The organism is Micromonospora sp. NPDC048909, assembly GCF_040649635.1.
GTDB lineage: Bacteria > Actinomycetota > Actinomycetes > Mycobacteriales > Micromonosporaceae > Micromonospora.
This window is the reverse complement of record NZ_JBEZFU010000011.1, coordinates 34,084-49,216: the sequence shown is the minus strand read 5'-3', so window position 1 is coordinate 49,216 and position 15,133 is coordinate 34,084. Positions and strand designations below refer to the sequence as shown.

Here is a 15,133-nt window from a genome sequence, read left to right as displayed (position 1 = left end):
CGCCGCGACGGCGGAGCGCCGGCGGTCGCGGCCGGACGCGGAGGGGTTGCCCGCATCGTACGCGGGCCCGGTCTCCGAACGCCGCGCTGCCGCGCCGGTGCCGGCGATCCGCCCGGCGGTGACCCGATGAGGATCGGAATCCTGTCGTACCACTTTCCGCCGGAGCCGGCCTTCATCCCGGGCAGCCTCGCCGAGGAGCTGGCCGCGCGCGGGCACGAGGTCCGGGTGCTCACCGGCTTCCCGGACTACCCGGGTGGGCAGGTCTACCCGGGTTGGCGGCAGCGGTGGCGGCACGAGACGCACAGCGAGCGGCTGGCCGTCCGGCGGGTACCCCGGTACTCCGGCGGCGACGGGTCCACCGGCGCGCGGATGGCCAGCTACCTCTCCTTCGCCGGCAGCGCCGCGCTGGTCGCCCGGCGGTTCCTCGCCGGCATCGACGCCCTCTATGTCTTCCAGCTGCCGGCCACCAGCTTCGCCGCCGCAGGCGTACTGCGGCTGCTCGGGCGGGTGCCCGCCGTCCTGCACGTGCAGGACGTCTGGCCGGAGGAGGCCACCGGCGGCGACGCGCGGTGGGCCGCCCGGATCGGTGCCGCGACGGCGCGGACCTACCGGGCCGCGGACCGGATAGCCGTCGTCGCGCCGTCGATGCGGAAGCTGGTGGTGACCGGGGGCGCCGACCCGGCCCGGGTCTCGGTGGTGCTCAACTGGACCGACGAGCGGATCTTCCAACCGGCGCGACCGAGCCCGGCGGCGCGCCAGCTGGTCCGCCGGGACGGCCGCTGCGTGGTGATGCACGCCGGGACGATCGGTGCCCGGCAGGGGCTGGAGACCGCGGTACGGGCGGCGGCTGCCCTCGACCGCACCCTGGACCTGGTCCTGGTGGGTTCGGGCGCGGACGAGCGGCGGGTGCGGGGGCTCGCCGCCGAACTGCGCGCCGACAACGTCCGGTTCGTCGAGCGGCGCTCGCCGGTGGACATGCCGGACCTCTACGCCGCCGCCGACTACCAGCTGGTGATGCAGCGCGACCTGCCCGAGTTGAACGGGACCGTACCCGGCAAGTTGCAGGCGGCGCTCTCCTGCGCGGCACCGGTGGTCGCCTCCGCCGGTGGCGACACCGCCGAGCTGGTGGAGCGGGCCCGGGCCGGGCTCTCCTGCCCACCCGAGGACTGGGCCAGCCTCGCCGACCGCTTCTGGCTCGCCGCCACGATTCCGCCGCCGGCCCGGACCGACATGGGCCGTCGCGGGCGGGAGGCGTACCTGCGTGAGATGTCGCTGCCGGCGGGCGTGGACCGCATCGAGCGGATGCTCCGCGACGCCGTGGCGGCCCGCGTTTCCCGCCACTGAGCGGCACGAACAAACCTCGCGTAACGGGCGAGAACCGCCATAACGTCACGTTATCGGGCGTCAGCTGTTAGGAACATCGAAGGTATGGGCCTTCTTGTCCGGTTCCAGGAACGGGGAGTGTGGAGTGACGGAGAGCGTACGATCCCATCGTCGGCGGAGCCGGTCCCGCCGTCGCAGGCGCGCCCGCCTGCGACGCGTCCTGCTCGCGGGCCTGGTGGTCGGCTCCCTGCTGCTGGTGACCGGCGGTTGGGTGGGGTTCCGTGGCTGGCAGGCCCGGGCCCACCTGTTGAACGCCGCCGGCCTGGCCCGGGAACTCAGCGCGCAGGTGGTGGGTGGGGACACCGAACGGGCCCAGCGCACCCTCGCGGCGTTGCAGGACCAGGCTGGTGCGGCACGCGGTGCCACCGATGATCCGGGGTGGTGGATCGGCCGGCGTGCGCCGCTGGCCGGGGACGACCTCGGCGCGGTGCGGCAGATCGCGGTGGCCGTCGACGACCTGGCGCGCCAGGCCTTTCCGACGCTGCTCCGAGCCGACCTGACCAGCCTGGTACCGACCGAGGGGCGGCTCGACGTGGGCCGGCTCCGCAGTGTCTCCGCCGAGTTGTCCACCGCGAACGAGGCGGTCCAGCAGACGCGGCGCGACCTGGCTGCGGTCTCCGGCGACGGCCTGGTCAGCCAGGTCCGCCAGGCCCTCACCGACCTGCGCGGGGAGATCGATCGGCTGGCCGGCCTGACCTCGGCGGCCGACCAGGGCGCGCGACTGCTGCCGGCGCTGCTCGGCGCCAACGGGGCCCGCCGATACCTGCTGGTGTCGCAGAACCTGGCGGAGCTGCGCGCCACCGGCGGCATGTTCGGCGCGTACGCGGTGATCGAGGCCGAGGGCGGCCGGGTGCGGATGGGGCGCCAGGACAGCAGCGCCTCGCTCGGCCAGTTCACCCCGCCGCTGCCGCTGACCAAGGAGGTGCGCCGGCTCTGGACCGACCTGCCGGGCATCTACCCGGCCGATGTCAACCTCACCCCGCACTTCCCGACGGCGGCCGCCCTCTACCGGGAGATGTTCCGCCGCAAGACCGGGACGAATGTCGACGGCGTGCTGGCCGTCGACCCGGTGGTGCTCTCCTATCTGCTCAAGGCCACCGGTCCGGTGCTGGTGCCCGGCGCGGTGCCGCTGGCCAGCGACACCGCGGTGCGGACCCTGCTCAACGAGACCTACCAACGGCTCGGCAACAAGCAGCAGGACGAGTACTTCGCCGCCTCGGCGGCTGCGGTCTTCGACGCGCTCTTTAAGAAGAATGTCAACCCAAGGGTGTTGTTGTCCGGATTCGACCGTGCTATCACGGAACGCCGGATATTGTTCTGGAGTGCCCACCCGGAGGAACAGCGGACAGTCGGCGACAGCCGGATGGCCGGGACGCTTCCGGAACAGGACACCGTGCCAACGGTCGGCGTGTTCCTCAACGACGGCAGCGGCGCGAAGCTCGGCTACTACCTGCGTCCGGCGGCGACGCTGGCGGTCGGCGAATGCCGGTCCGACGGTCGCCGTGAACTCCGGCTGCGGGTCACCCTGCGCTCGACGGCGCCGAAGTCCGGTCTCAGCAAATCGGTCCTCGGCCTCGGCCTGGCGGGTGACCCGTACACCGTCCGCACGCTGGTGTCGGTCTTCAGTCCGGCGGGTGGGGCGGTGGTCGACGCCCGACTCGACGGGGCCGAGGCGGCAGTGGGCAGCGGCACCGAACGGGGCCGCCAGGTCGCCACGGCGAACGTGGAGGTCGGCCCCGGCGCCAGCCGGGACCTGGAGGTAACCGTCCTGACCGGAAAGAAGACCGGCACAGGAAAGGCCGAGCTGTGGCTAACCCCCACGGCCACCCCATGGACCACCCAAGTAGATACCGCACCAAGCTGTGACCAGTAGGAGGGAACCAATCATGCGGCTATCCCGCATCATCATGGCGCTCACGGTCGGTCTGGCCGTGGTGGCCGTGCCGACCGCAGCGGGGGCGGCCCAGCCGCAGCCGGCGCCAACAGTCACGGACACGCCACAACCACCGCCGTACGCCCCGCAGCCCGCGTCGCTCACCGTGAACCGGCCGACCATCAACCTCGGCGAGACCGTGGTCCTCACCGGCCGCAACTTCGGCCCGAACGAGACGGTCGACATCGTGGTCTCGGTGACCCCGCTGGCGGCTCCGGCGGCGAACCAGCCGCGCCGCAGTGACGGCAGCACCGTCGCGATGGCGCCGGTGGCCTACCAGGCTAGCGCGCCGCTGAGCTTCACGGCGTACACCAACTCGCGGGGCCGGTTCACCAAGAGCTACAAGCCGCACGTGACAGGTCTGTTGACCTTCACCGCGACCGGCCGGGAGTCCGACCGGACGGCCAGCACCGAACTGCGTGTGCTGGACCGGCCGCAGCCTCCGCTGCCCGTCACGGGCGCCAGCCTGGGCACGCCGATGAAGATCGGCGGCGGGATGGTCGGCGCGGGCGCGGTGCTGCTGCTCCTGACGCTGGCCTGGCGCAGCCGTGGCCGGTTCGGAATGGGTTCCGCGCGCTGACGCGGCACCGTTCCGGGTAGGGCCCGGAGAACCATGGCTGGCGCCCGTCGGAGTTCACTCCGACGGGCGCCAGCCTCTTGGCGTCACCCGCCGCCGGCGAACGTCCATCGCGCTCGCCCGGCGGCACGGTCCACGCTCGAGCGTCAGCAGGCGGGATAGAGCCGGCGGGTGCCGACGCCCGCCGTGTACGCGGCCCGGTCGCTGAACCGGCAGCCGTAGTCCGTGGCGGCGACCGCCGCCCGATCGGTCACCGTGTCGCCGGCCGGCCGCTTGCCGGTGCGGACCCAGGAGACCAGGTCGTCCCAGGCGGCGCCGGCTTCGTCCGGGGTGAACTCGCAGTGCTGCGTCGACCGGATCGCCCGCTGCACGAGCAGCCAGCTCCGGCCGTGCCGCGCCACGTCCGCGGCGTACGTCTGCTCCATCGAGAACGGTACGAACAGGTCGCCGAGGCCGTGCAGGCTGAGCACCGGCGCGGTCGGCTGGCCCGCGATCCGCGGCACCTCGGTGAGCGTCGGCAGCAGCCGCTGGCGCAGGTTCTCGGGCGCGACCCGCTGCACGCTGGCGTTCACGTCGACCGGACTGTTCGGCGCGTAGCGGGTGAACAGGTTGGTGGAGAGCTGGCTCGGACGTTCGGCGGGGGAGTCGCCACCGCTGGTGACGCTGATCGAGAAGAGGAAGTCCTTCCAGACCGCGAAGGCCGCCGTCGCGCCGGGACGCGGACCGCCGGAGCGGTTGACCGTGATGTCCCGCAGCTGCTTTCCCCGCCCGTTGGTGGTGTCCGGGCCGGTCGGGGTGAGCCCGGCCAGACCCAGGGCCGCCTGGATCCGCGGCACCGCGTTGGTCAGGTAGTCCGCCGGCGTCGGATAGGCGGGCACCCCGGCGAGCGCCTGAGCGACCAGGTTGTAGTCGAGAAAGAAGTCCAGCAACGTCTGGTCACCCAGCACCCCGCACATCGGCAACGCCCCGTCGTAGTAGCCGGGGTACTGCTCCAGCGAGCGGGCGGTGACGTATCCGCCCATCGACACCCCGGTCAGGTACGTCCGGTGTGGGCGCTTCACCGCCCGGGCGAAGTGGTCGGCCAGATCCTTCGTGCTCAGCACACCGGAGCGGATGTTGAACCCGTTGCGGTCGTACGACGACGACGCCCACGCGTACCCCTGCTCCAGCAGGCGTTGCCGCAGGCCGAAACCGGGCGTCTCGGTGGTGAGCACGTTCTCCTGGCCCCGGTAGCCGTGCGCCCACATCACTAGGTCGCCGTTCCACCGGGCCGGGACCTCGATGATGTAGCCGGCGTGGCGGTGCACGCCCTGACGTACCACGGTGGGCTTGCCGCCCACCACCAGCGGCGCCAGGGGCGGATTCTCGATGGTGTAGCCGGGCAGCGGCTGCGTGTCGCCGGAGCCGCGGTCGGCGGCGGTTGCCGGCGCGGCGCCGGCCAGCCCGACCACGAGGGCCAGGGTCGCGGCGGCGGCGATCAGACGGCGGAGGCTGCGGGCGGACGAGGACAGCATCGTGCTCCCCCTCGGACGGGTGTCGCCCACCGGGGCGACCAGGCGGGACGGATGCCTACCGGCCGGTAGCGCCCTGAACCTAGGACCGGCGTCGAGCACTGTCAATGGCTGTCTGACCTTCCGATCAGCCCATCGGCCAACCTTCCGCCCATCGGCCGAGCCGTCCCCGTGTGTGGGCCACCGGCTCGTCCGGTTCACTGGGCGGCGTGAACGACTCCTCCTCGCTGTCACCGGGCGATCCGGCTTCCGGCCTCGATCCGATCTGGGTCGCGGCGCGTGCCTCCCGCGCGTGGCTGGACGCGGCCAACGGAACCGGGCAGCAGGAACTCACCTGCCGCATCCTCAAGCTCACCGAGGAGGCGGGGGAGGCCGCGGGTGCCTGGATCGGACTGCTGGGGCAGAACCCGCGCAAGGGCGTGACGCATACCCGGGAGGACGTGGCCGCCGAACTGGCCGACGTCGCCTTCACCGCCATCGTCGCCATCGAGAGCCTCGGCCTGGACGCGCGGACCGTCCTCGACCGATGTGCCACCAAGGTCCTCGGCCGGATCGCGGACACTCCCGAGCCGACCTGACCCGAGCGACCCGGTCCGGACGGCTCCCGCCCCTGGCCACGGAACCCCCGGTTGCGCCAATGATCTCCGCGCTTGATCCACTCCGTTTGGCCGACATGGCGGTGTCCTGCCAGCGCGGGTACCGCCATGTCGGCGATCTGGAGTGGCGGCTGGCCGGTTTGATGGAGCCCGGGTCTGTCATGTCGGGGTGTCCGGTTCACCGGTGACTCCGACATCAGTGATCCCGAGTCGATCAGCTGACCCTCTGCACGCTTCCGCCAGTCGCGCGGCCTTGGGAGTCCCCGGAGGCTGCTCGCCGTCAGCCACTGGCGCCGCCGGCTGTCGGGCCGCGGCGATCGGCCGTTGCGGTCCTTGCCCCGGGTAGGTGGTCTGGTCGGGGGCGTGTCCGTCGCGTGGTCTGGGTCGGTTGTCCCGTTCGCTCCAGGTGTGGGTGCCCCGCGAGCGGTCGTATGGGCGTTTTGGGGTGTGGCCGGGGGCATCCGGGGGCCGGAATGATGGGTGGCCCGGCGTCGTTGAATATCCGCGACGGCCGAGGTGGCAGCCCCGCCCGCCGGCCGGTTCACCCGGTCGCCGACGGTGGTCCGGCCCCCGGAATGACGGCGGACCGCCGGTCGTTACATCTGGTCCCGGCCGACGAGCCGGCCCCCCGGAATGATGGCGGGCCGCCGGTCGTTACATCTGGACCCGGCACCGCGAGGCCCCCGGCCCCGGACGTCGGATCCCCCTGGTCGATGAGCCCCGGAATGTGTGGCCCGGCCTGAAGACTTTCCCCTCTGTTTGTTGAGCGCCTTGTCGAGGTGCTGCACACCCGCGCACGTTGCCGACCCCTATCGGTGGTGTGGGTGTCTACCCCCGAATTGGAGCTTCCCATGAACACGATCATGCGTAAGAGCGTTCTGAGTGTTGCTGGTCTGGCTTTCGCCGGTGGGATCTTCGCCGGCCCCGTCGCCGCGCACGCCGCGGCGCCGGCCGTGGACGCCAAGCCCACCGCCGTGGCGGTGCAGGCCGACAAGCCGGGCGTGGACACCGCCAAGCTGATCCCGCACGGCACCCAGGGCACCCAGTCCCGTATCGACCTGAACGACGAGCAGACCAAGAACGTGAAGGCGATCATCGCGGCGACGAAGAAGTCGGGTCTGGACGAGCGGGCCGCGGTCATCTCGATCGCCACGAGCCTGCAGGAGTCGAAGCTGGAGAACCTCGGCCACCTCGGCGACATGAATGATCATGACTCGCTGGGTCTGTTCCAGCAGCGCCCCTCCAGTGGTTGGGGCACCCCGGAGCAGATCACCGACCCCGAGTACTCGACGATGGCGTTCCAGAAGGGTCTCAAGCAGGTCGACGGGTGGCAGGACATGCCGCTGACCGAGGCCGCGCAGACGGTGCAGGTGTCGGCCTACCCGGACGCCTACGCCCAGTGGGAGCAGCAGGCCGCCGACCTCGTCGCCCAGCACTGGAACAACTGACAACCACATCGCATGACCTGACCGCTGGCCGGCACCCTGACACGGGTGCCGGCCAGCGGCGTATCCGAGAGCGACGGGCGGCGTCCCATCAGGTACCGCCGGACGCACGTCTGCATGGTGCTGGCTGGCGTCCCCGCCACCCCGGTGCCAGCCTGCGTTGCGGCCGACCAAAGGCTGGCACCCGGTCGACCGGTCACCGCCGGCAGACCGACGCGCGGCCCCGCGAGCAGGTTGCGCCACCGAATCTTGGACAGTTTCCGTTAACTGCCGACGGGAACTGTCCAAGATCCGCAGGGGTGCGGCGTTCGCGCTGTGGTCAAAGGGTTCCGGGCTCGGCGACTGGGAGCGCCGTGCCGCGCATAGTCCGCGGCGGGCTGGGGAGAGGCGTCATCCGCCCCGCCGCACCGAGGACCGCTACTGACCAGGGGACGGAGGCGGGGAAGGGCCGCCGCCGCCGATCGGGCCCGCAGTACAGTCGGGCGGTGGAACGTACCGAATCAATGCCGGCGCAGACCCGACCGCCTGGCGTGGCCGCCGTCGATCCCGGCAGCGTGCTGCTGCCCGGCCACGACGTGCCGCTGGGGCGGTACACGACGGTGCGGCGGCTGCTGCCACAGCGGCAGCGTCGGATGGTCGGCGCCTGGTGCTTCGTCGACCACTTCGGGCCGGACGATGTGGCGCAGCGCCCCGGGATGGAGGTGCCGCCGCACCCGCACACCGGTCTGCAGACGGTGACCTGGCTGCTGGACGGGGAGATCCTGCACCGCGACAGCCTGGGCAACGTCCAGCCGATCCGGCCGGGCCAGTTGAACGTGATGACCTCGGGGCAGGGCATCGCCCACTCGGAACGGTCGCCCGACGCGCACCCGCCGGTGATGCACGGGGTTCAGCTCTGGGTGGCCCTGCCAGACCCGGCGCGGGCCGGTAGCGCCGACTTCGCCCATCACGCGGACCTGCCCCGCTGGCAGGACGGCGGCCTGGACGTCACGCTCCTGGTCGGCGAGATCGCCGGCGAGCGGTCCCCGGCAGTGGTGCACACCCCGCTGGTCGGCGCGCAGCTCGAGCTGGCCGGGCCGGCGCCGGTCGACCTGCCGCTGCGCCCCGACTTCGAGTACGGGCTGCTGGCCATGTCCGGCTCGGCGGAGGTCGACGGGGTGCCGTTCGCGCCGGGCGCGCTGCTCTACCTCGGCATCGGGCGGAACCGGTTCACCCTGCGTGGCGAGCCGGGCAGCCGGCTGATGCTGCTCGGCGGTGCGCCCTTCGAGGAGCCGCTGGTGATGTGGTGGAACTTCGTGGGTCGCTCGCACGAGGAGGTGGCCGCCGCGCGCGAGGACTGGATGGCCGGGCGGCGTTTCGGCGTGGTCGCCGACGATCCCGCGCCGCCGCTGCCCGCCCCGGCACTGCCCACCACCCGGCTCAAGGCCCGCGACCGCAGCGGCGACATCCGAAGCTGACCGCCCGGCGGCGGGCCGGAAGGCTGATCACCCGGCGGCGGGCCGGAAGGCCGAGCGCCCGGCGGCTGGCCAAGGCTGACCGCCCGGCGTGTGACCGGCGGTGGCGCGGGTAGTCGCCGGCATGCCGACCAGTGCGATCTCCAGCATCGAGGACAAGAAGCGTCTGGTACGCCGGCTCGCCGGAAGCAGCCGTGGCTTCGCCGAGCAGTACGGCTTCCAGGTCACCAACAACCCGGCGAGCCTCTTTCAAGTGCTCTACCTGTCGGTCCTGCTGGCCCGGCGGGGCGACTTCCGGCGTGCGGTGGAGAGCGCGCGGGCGCTGCGCGACGAGGGGTGGGACAGCGCCGCGCGGTTGGCCCGTTCGCTGCACGAGTCCCGGGTACGGGTGCTGCGCGCCGCCGGGCAACGCGGTGACGTCGACGCGGTCGCCGACGTGCTCGGCGACCTCGCCCGCGTCGTGGTCGACCGCTACCGGGGCGACCTGCGGCGGTTGCGGGCGAAGGCGCACTACGACCCGCGCCTGGAGCGGGAGCTGCTCAGCGAGCTGCCCGGAGTGGACGGGCAGGTGGTCGAGCTGTTCCTGCGCGAGGCGCAGGCGCTCTGGCGTGAGGTGGCGCCGGTCGCCGACCGGCGGGCGCTGGTCGCGGCGCGCCGGCTCGGGCTGGGACGATCCGCCAGCGACCTGGCCGGACTGGCCGGCAGTGGCGAGTCCGAACGGCTCGCCTGGCTGGTGGGCGCGCTCGCCCGGGTCGACCTGGAGCAGCGGTACGCCGAGGTGATGAGCTGACCCGGCGATAGTGCCCTGGCCCACAGTCTGCCAAAAATCAGCCGTTCGGATGATGTTGCACGGTATGATGATCGAGGCAGTCATGCCCGCCCGGTTCGGGCGTTTCTACCGCCTGGTGGTCGCGGCCCGGTTCGGGCCGCGGCTACCACCAGGGACAGGTATCTTGCGTGGCGCCCCCGGTCGCGGTTCGCGGCCTGGGGCGCCCGCCTGTCTCCGCGGTCCACGTTCGGCTGCCCTCGTCACGTGGCCAGGCCGGCCAGCAGGTTCACCGTCACCGCGATGACGAACGCCCCGAACAGGTACGACAGCATCGAGTGCATCAGGACGGTCCGGCGCATCTCCGGGCTGGTCAGGTTGGTGTCCGACACCTGGAAGGTGGCTCCGACGGTGAACGCCAGGTACGCGAAGTCCACGTAGCATGGTGGCAGCGACTGGTGGAAGTTCACCCCGCCGTCCGGCCCGGTGTAGTAGACCCGGGCGTACCTGGCGGCGAACACGGTGTGCACCACCAGCCAGGAGAGCAGCACACTCAGCACCCCGGCGCCGCCGTAGAGGTCGCGCAGCGGGCCCGGCGGGGTGGTGTCGGCGGTACCCACCACCAGTAGCACCGCGAGCAGGCTGGCCGTACCGGCGCCGAGCAGCACCACGTCGCGGATCGCCCGGTTGGGGTCCTCGTGCGCGGCCAGCCGGGCGGTCTGCACGCCGTCCAGCGGCCAGATCTTGCGCCACACGATGACGAGCCAGGTCACCGCGGCCGCGTCCCAGCCGACCAGCGGTGCGAGCGGCGGAGACACCAGGGCGCCGAAGACGCCACCCACGGCGAGCCCGACCACCGCCACCACCGCGATCTGGACCACCGCCGGGGTGTGCCCGTCGGGTGGTCCCGGCCGGGATTCGGCTGCCGTTACCCGCTGCCCGTCGTCGTCCCCCGGCGCAGGTCCGGGCACGGCCGGGTCAGATGCCGCGCAGGTGCTGGGAGACCCGTGGGTGCCGGTCGCGGGCCTGCGCGGCGCGTTGCGACGGGCTCAGCTCGGGGGCGGCCTCGATGCCGGCCGAGCGGGCCACCTCGTTGCCGTTGGCGTAGTCCACCGGCGGCAGCGCCCGCAGCGCGCGCAGCACGTCGGGCGGCGCGCCCTCACGTTCGGCCTCGCGGATCACGTCGTCCTTCTCGGCCGGGTAGTCCAGGCTCGACAGGTACTGCAGGACGTCGGCGTAGCTCGCCATTAGGTCGGCTCCTCGCGGCATCGATCCGGTCACGACCGGCGGCGGTTACCCGCCCGCCGGCCGGTCACGCCCGGCCGGCGGGGAAATCCGGCCTCGTTTCCGCCGGTGCGCCGCGGGTACCCGCAGGCTCCGACGCAGCCCGAGGAGTACGCGATGAACTACGACACCTTTGTCGACCAGGTGGCCCAGCGGACCCGAACCTCGTCGGAGCAGGCCGTAACCCTGACCCGGGCCACGCTGGTGACACTGGCGGAGCGGCTGACCGGCGGCGAGGTGCTGGACCTGGCCGCGCAGCTGCCGAAGCCGCTGCAGGTGGTGCTGAAGCCGGGGCCCGGCACCGAGGCGGCGGACCGGTTCGGGGCCGCGGAGTTCGTCGCCCGGGTCGGCGAGCGGGCCGGCGTGGACGAGCCGGCCGCACGGGACGCCATTCGCGCGGTCCTCACCACGCTGCGGGAGGCGATCACCGGCGGCGAGTTCGACGACGTGGTGGTCCAGCTCCCGCGCGACTACCGGGACATGGTCGAGCCGGCGATGGCTCCCGGTGCGACGCTGCGCCGCGGCTGACCACGGCGGGAGCGGGAGCAGCCGTTGACCTGGGCAACCATCGACACGCGTAGGGTGGCCCCGCTTGGCGCACCGTCTGAGCCTGACCTAACCTTGTGCCCACGAGGGGAGTACTTCCCACGAACCATTCCGGTCAGTACGGCGTGCCCGGCACGCCTCGGGTGGTTGCCCACGCAAAGGTGGGTGAAGGAGACCTCGAACATGACACGGTGTTCGAGGAGGCTCCATGACTGAGCTGTCGTACCTTTCCGCCGCCGAGCTGTCGACGGTCGGCACCCCCATGCTGTGGGGGGTGACCATCGCCGGTGTGATCGTGCTGCTGGTGCTGGATTTCCTGGTCACCCGCCGCCCGCACGAGGTCTCCCTCCGCGAGGCGCTCGGCTGGTCGGCGTTCTACATCGCCCTGCCGCTGGCCTTCGGCGCCTGGGTCTGGAACCGCTACGGCTCCGAGCTGGGCGTGCAGTACCTGACCGGCTACCTGGTCGAGAAGTCGCTCTCGGTCGACAACCTCTTCGTCTTCATGCTCCTGCTGGCCGCCTTCGCGGTCCCGGCGGTGCTCGCCCAGCGGGTCCTGCTCTACGGCATCGCCGGCGCGCTCGTGCTCCGCGCCGTCTTCATCGCCCTCGGCGCCGCCGCGCTGGAGACCCTGGACTTCGCCTTCCTGCTCTTCGCGATCATCCTCATCGCCACCGCGGTGAAGCTGCTGCGCGACGCCCTCTCCGGGCACCAGCAGGAGGTGGACATCAACAAGATGCGGTCGGTGCGGCTGCTGCGCCGGTTCATGCCGGTCACCGACGACTACCACGGCACCCGGATGACCATCCGGGACGCCGGCCGCCGGACGCTGACGCCGTTCGCCCTGGTGGTGGTGGCCGTGCTCGCCACCGACGTGGTCTTCGCGGTCGACTCGGTGCCCGCCGTCTACGGCATCACCGAGGATCCCTACCTGGTCTTCGCCACCAACGCGTTCGCCCTGCTCGGCCTGCGCGCGCTCTACTTCGTGCTGCACGCCGCGCTCAGCCGGCTGGTGCACCTCAGCTACGGCCTGGCGATCATCCTGGCGTTCATCGGCCTGAAGCTGGGCCTGCACTGGGCGCACGGCATCTGGAAGGGCGTCCCGGAGATCCCCACGCTGGCGTCGCTCGGCGTCATCATCGGCGTGCTGGTGGTCGTCACGCTCACCAGCCTGCGCGCCACCCGCGACCGGCAGCCGGCCGAGCCGGAGGTGGTCGCCGAGCGGCGGTGACGCCGCATCGCGCGGCCGCCGCCCGACCCGGCGGCCGCGCGCCACGCCCAGACACCAGGCGGTACGGGGGGAACGGACCCGTCCGGCCCCCGCGGGTGGTACGACTGACGAGTGGGAATTGTGTCTCCAGGCTTCCAGGGCCGCCCCCGCTCGTCGGAGCCGGCGCTGCCGCCGGGGCAGTACCTGACCCAGGACTTCCCGGTGCTCTCCGCCGGCCCGACGCCGAAGGTGCCGCTGGACACCTGGGAGTTCGTCATCAGCACGGAGACCGGCGCCGAGTACAGCTGGTCCTGGTCGGAGCTGATGTCGCTGCCCCAGGAGACGCCGCACGTCGACATCCACTGCGTCACCCGCTGGTCCAAGCTGGGCACCAACTGGCAGGGCGTCTCGCTGGACACGCTGCTGGAAGGGATCGAGACCGACGCGCACTACGCGCTCGCCCACTCCTACGGCGGTTACAGCACCAACCTGCCGCTGGACGACCTGCGCGGCGGACGGGCCTGGGTGGCGCACACCTTCGACGGCGCCGACCTCCCGGCCGAGCACGGCGGCCCGGCCCGGCTGCTGGTGCCGCACCTCTACTTCTGGAAATCCGCCAAGTGGGTGCGCGGCATCCGGCTGATGACCTCGGACCGGCCCGGCTTCTGGGAGACCGCCGGCTACCACGACTACGGCGACCCGTGGCGCGAACAGCGGTACCAGGGTGACTGAGCGGGTGGCGGTGAGCGTCCCGGCGCGGGCTCCGCTGACCTGGCGGGTCGCCCGGCTGGTGGAGCGTCGGGTCGAGACCCCCACGGCGCAGACCCTGGTGCTGGAGTTGTCCGACTGGCCGGGGCACCTGCCCGGCCAGCACCTCGACATCCGGCTCACCGCACCGGACGGCTACCAGACCGCCCGGTCGTACTCGCTGGCCGGGCCGGTGGTCGACGGTCCGGGTGGGCCGCGGATCGAGGTGACCGTCCAGCGGGTGCCCGACGGCGAGGTGTCGCCGTACCTGATCGACACCTACGCCGAGGGCGACCCGGTGGAGGTACGCGGGCCGGTCGGCGGCTGGTTCGTCTGGCGGGCCGAGGAGAGCGCGCCCGTCCTGCTGGTCGGCGGCGGCTCGGGCATCGTGCCGCTGATGGCGATGCTCCGGGCCCGACGGGCGGCCGGCAGCCGCACCCCGTTCCGGCTGCTCTACTCGGTACGCACCCCGGACGACGTGATCTACGCCGACGAGCTGCGCCGGCGGGGCCGCGACGACCTCGGCCTGGACGTGGCGTACCTCTACACCCGCCAGGCGCCGGAGGGCTGGCGGGGAGAACCGCACCGGATCGGGTTGGCCGACGTCAACAGCCACGGCTGGCCGGCCGACCTGGAGCCGGTCAACTACGTCTGTGGCCCGACCGGCTTCGTGGAGACGGTGGCCGACCTGCTCGTCGGGCTGGGACACCAGCCCCGCCGGGTGAAGACCGAACGGTTCGGCCCCACCGGCTGACCGCCGAGGAGACCCCATGACGGAGATGTCCTACCTGGACGGCAACATGCTCGACGGCCCGCTGCGGGAGCTGTTCGCCGTCGACCTCAGCACGGCCACCGGCCAGTGCGAGCACTGCGGGGCCGTGGGCCCGATGGCCGCGTTGCGCGTCTACTCGCACGCCCCCGGCTATGTGGCGCGCTGCCCGAACTGCGCGGAGGTCATGCTGCGGCTGGTCCGCTCGCCCGAGTGGGCCCGGCTGGATCTGCGCGGCACCACCTTCCTCCAGGTGCCCATGCCGCTCGACCAGCCGCACCCCGGCCCGCTCTAGGCCGTCCCGCCGCAGCTGCCCGGTGTCGGCCCCGGCGGGGAACCGGTTGGACAAGTCCCGGTCGGGCGGCGAAAGTTGTCCGCCGTGAGATACCTGCGCAGCGGCGGGCCCGCCGCCATCCGCCGACCCCGACCGGCCGACGAGGCGGAGTTCCTCGCCGCCGCGCACCGCAGCCGCGAGCTGCACCATCCGTGGCTCGCCGCCCCGGGCAGCCCGGAGGAGTACGCGGCCTACCTGAGGAAGATCCGTCGGCGGGACGGCGCCGGCTACCTGATCTGCGATCGGGCCAGCGGCGCCATCGCCGGCTACGTGAACATCAGCGGGATCGTGCTGGGCGCGCTGCGCGGCGGCTACCTGGGCTACGCGGCGTTCCTGCCGTTCAACGGGACGGGGCACGCCTCGGCCGGCATCCGGCTGGCGATCGAGCACGCGTTCACCGCGCTCGGGCTGCACCGGCTGGAGGCGAACATCCAGCCGGGCAACGAGCCGTCCCGGCGGGTGGCCCAGAAGCTCGGCTTCCGGCTGGAGGGATTCTCGCCGGACTACCTGTTCATCGACGGGGCGTGGCGCGACCACGAGCGGTGGGCGATCACCGCGCCGCCCGCCGCGGGCTGAGCCTG

The 15,133-nt window shown here is 72.5% G+C and carries 16 protein-coding genes; 13 read left to right on the top strand and 3 right to left on the bottom strand.

Going from position 1 to position 15,133, the window contains the following annotated elements:
- Positions 1–126 precede the first annotated feature (126 nt).
- From AB0C04_RS25555 to AB0C04_RS25545, 3 genes are all read left to right on the top strand, one after another.
- Positions 127–1,344, top strand: coding sequence for a glycosyltransferase family 4 protein (locus AB0C04_RS25555; protein WP_357058859.1), 1,218 nt, complete (start codon positions 127–129; stop codon positions 1,342–1,344).
- A gap of 124 nt (positions 1,345–1,468) precedes the next feature.
- Positions 1,469–3,256 (top strand): DUF4012 domain-containing protein, encoded by a 1,788-nt coding sequence (locus AB0C04_RS25550; protein ID WP_357058856.1) that lies wholly within the window; start codon positions 1,469–1,471, stop codon positions 3,254–3,256.
- Between the two features lie 13 nt (positions 3,257–3,269).
- Positions 3,270–3,896, top strand: a complete 627-nt coding sequence (locus AB0C04_RS25545) for a hypothetical protein (RefSeq protein WP_357058854.1) — start codon at positions 3,270–3,272, stop codon at positions 3,894–3,896.
- A gap of 143 nt (positions 3,897–4,039) precedes the next feature.
- Here AB0C04_RS25545 and AB0C04_RS25540 read toward each other — a convergent pair whose 3' ends face one another.
- Positions 4,040–5,407, bottom strand: coding sequence for a DUF6351 family protein (locus tag AB0C04_RS25540; protein ID WP_357058851.1), 1,368 nt, complete (start codon positions 5,405–5,407; stop codon positions 4,040–4,042).
- Positions 5,408–5,613: 206 nt separating this feature from the next.
- Here AB0C04_RS25540 and AB0C04_RS25535 point away from each other — a divergent pair, with 206 nt between their 5' ends.
- The 4 genes from AB0C04_RS25535 to AB0C04_RS25520 all read left to right on the top strand — a co-directional run bounded on the left by AB0C04_RS25535 (position 5,614) and on the right by AB0C04_RS25520 (position 9,689).
- Positions 5,614–5,982, top strand: coding sequence for a MazG-like family protein (locus AB0C04_RS25535; protein ID WP_357058848.1), 369 nt, complete (start codon positions 5,614–5,616; stop codon positions 5,980–5,982).
- A gap of 869 nt (positions 5,983–6,851) precedes the next feature.
- Positions 6,852–7,448, top strand: a complete 597-nt coding sequence (locus AB0C04_RS25530) for a hypothetical protein (protein WP_357058845.1) — start codon at positions 6,852–6,854, stop codon at positions 7,446–7,448.
- Between the two features lie 482 nt (positions 7,449–7,930).
- Entirely contained in the window at positions 7,931–8,902 is a 972-nt protein-coding gene (locus AB0C04_RS25525; protein ID WP_357058842.1) for a pirin family protein, read from the top strand.
- Between the two features lie 121 nt (positions 8,903–9,023).
- Positions 9,024–9,689: a hypothetical protein gene (locus AB0C04_RS25520; RefSeq protein ID WP_357058840.1), complete on the top strand. Its 666-nt coding sequence runs from the start codon at positions 9,024–9,026 to the stop codon at positions 9,687–9,689.
- Positions 9,690–9,928: 239 nt separating this feature from the next.
- Here AB0C04_RS25520 and AB0C04_RS25515 read toward each other — a convergent pair whose 3' ends face one another.
- Positions 9,929–10,546 carry a DUF1345 domain-containing protein gene (locus AB0C04_RS25515; RefSeq protein WP_357058837.1) on the bottom strand — a complete coding sequence of 206 codons (618 nt, stop codon included), beginning with the start codon at positions 10,544–10,546 and terminating at the stop codon, positions 9,929–9,931.
- Positions 10,547–10,643: 97 nt separating this feature from the next.
- Positions 10,644–10,913, bottom strand: coding sequence for a DUF2795 domain-containing protein (locus tag AB0C04_RS25510; RefSeq protein WP_350876711.1), 270 nt, complete (start codon positions 10,911–10,913; stop codon positions 10,644–10,646).
- A 153-nt stretch (positions 10,914–11,066) separates the two neighbouring features.
- Between AB0C04_RS25510 and AB0C04_RS25505 the strand changes: the two genes are divergently transcribed.
- From AB0C04_RS25505 to AB0C04_RS25480, 6 genes are all read left to right on the top strand, one after another.
- Positions 11,067–11,477, top strand: a complete 411-nt coding sequence (locus AB0C04_RS25505) for a DUF2267 domain-containing protein (RefSeq protein WP_357058833.1) — start codon at positions 11,067–11,069, stop codon at positions 11,475–11,477.
- 226 nt (positions 11,478–11,703) lie between these two features.
- Positions 11,704–12,723: a TerC/Alx family metal homeostasis membrane protein gene (locus AB0C04_RS25500; protein WP_350876707.1), complete on the top strand. Its 1,020-nt coding sequence runs from the start codon at positions 11,704–11,706 to the stop codon at positions 12,721–12,723.
- Positions 12,724–12,843: 120 nt separating this feature from the next.
- Positions 12,844–13,434, top strand: a complete 591-nt coding sequence (locus AB0C04_RS25495) for a sulfite oxidase-like oxidoreductase (protein WP_357058829.1) — start codon at positions 12,844–12,846, stop codon at positions 13,432–13,434.
- Between the two features lie 4 nt (positions 13,435–13,438).
- Positions 13,439–14,203, top strand: coding sequence for a ferredoxin reductase (locus AB0C04_RS25490; protein ID WP_357059321.1), 765 nt, complete (start codon positions 13,439–13,441; stop codon positions 14,201–14,203).
- 16 nt (positions 14,204–14,219) lie between these two features.
- Positions 14,220–14,513, top strand: coding sequence for a DUF6510 family protein (locus AB0C04_RS25485; protein WP_357058827.1), 294 nt, complete (start codon positions 14,220–14,222; stop codon positions 14,511–14,513).
- Between the two features lie 84 nt (positions 14,514–14,597).
- Positions 14,598–15,128 carry a GNAT family protein gene (locus AB0C04_RS25480; RefSeq protein ID WP_357058824.1) on the top strand — a complete coding sequence of 177 codons (531 nt, stop codon included), beginning with the start codon at positions 14,598–14,600 and terminating at the stop codon, positions 15,126–15,128.
- Positions 15,129–15,133: the final 5 nt, after the last annotated feature.

What these genes read in the sequence shown, in the direction of transcription:
- AB0C04_RS25520 (WP_357058840.1), top strand. Translation starts at nt 9,024, where the DNA reads ATGCCGACCAGTGCGATCTCCAGCATCGAGGACAAGAAGCGTCTGGTA.
- AB0C04_RS25545 (WP_357058854.1), top strand. Translation starts at nt 3,270, where the DNA reads ATGCGGCTATCCCGCATCATCATGGCGCTCACGGTCGGTCTGGCCGTG.
- AB0C04_RS25485 (WP_357058827.1), top strand. Translation starts at nt 14,220, where the DNA reads ATGACGGAGATGTCCTACCTGGACGGCAACATGCTCGACGGCCCGCTG.
- AB0C04_RS25505 (WP_357058833.1), top strand. Translation starts at nt 11,067, where the DNA reads ATGAACTACGACACCTTTGTCGACCAGGTGGCCCAGCGGACCCGAACC.
- AB0C04_RS25540 (WP_357058851.1), bottom strand. Translation starts at nt 5,407, where the DNA reads ATGCTGTCCTCGTCCGCCCGCAGCCTCCGCCGTCTGATCGCCGCCGCC.
- AB0C04_RS25530 (WP_357058845.1), top strand. Translation starts at nt 6,852, where the DNA reads ATGAACACGATCATGCGTAAGAGCGTTCTGAGTGTTGCTGGTCTGGCT.
- AB0C04_RS25555 (WP_357058859.1), top strand. Translation starts at nt 127, where the DNA reads ATGAGGATCGGAATCCTGTCGTACCACTTTCCGCCGGAGCCGGCCTTC.
- AB0C04_RS25510 (WP_350876711.1), bottom strand. Translation starts at nt 10,913, where the DNA reads ATGGCGAGCTACGCCGACGTCCTGCAGTACCTGTCGAGCCTGGACTAC.
- AB0C04_RS25500 (WP_350876707.1), top strand. Translation starts at nt 11,704, where the DNA reads ATGACTGAGCTGTCGTACCTTTCCGCCGCCGAGCTGTCGACGGTCGGC.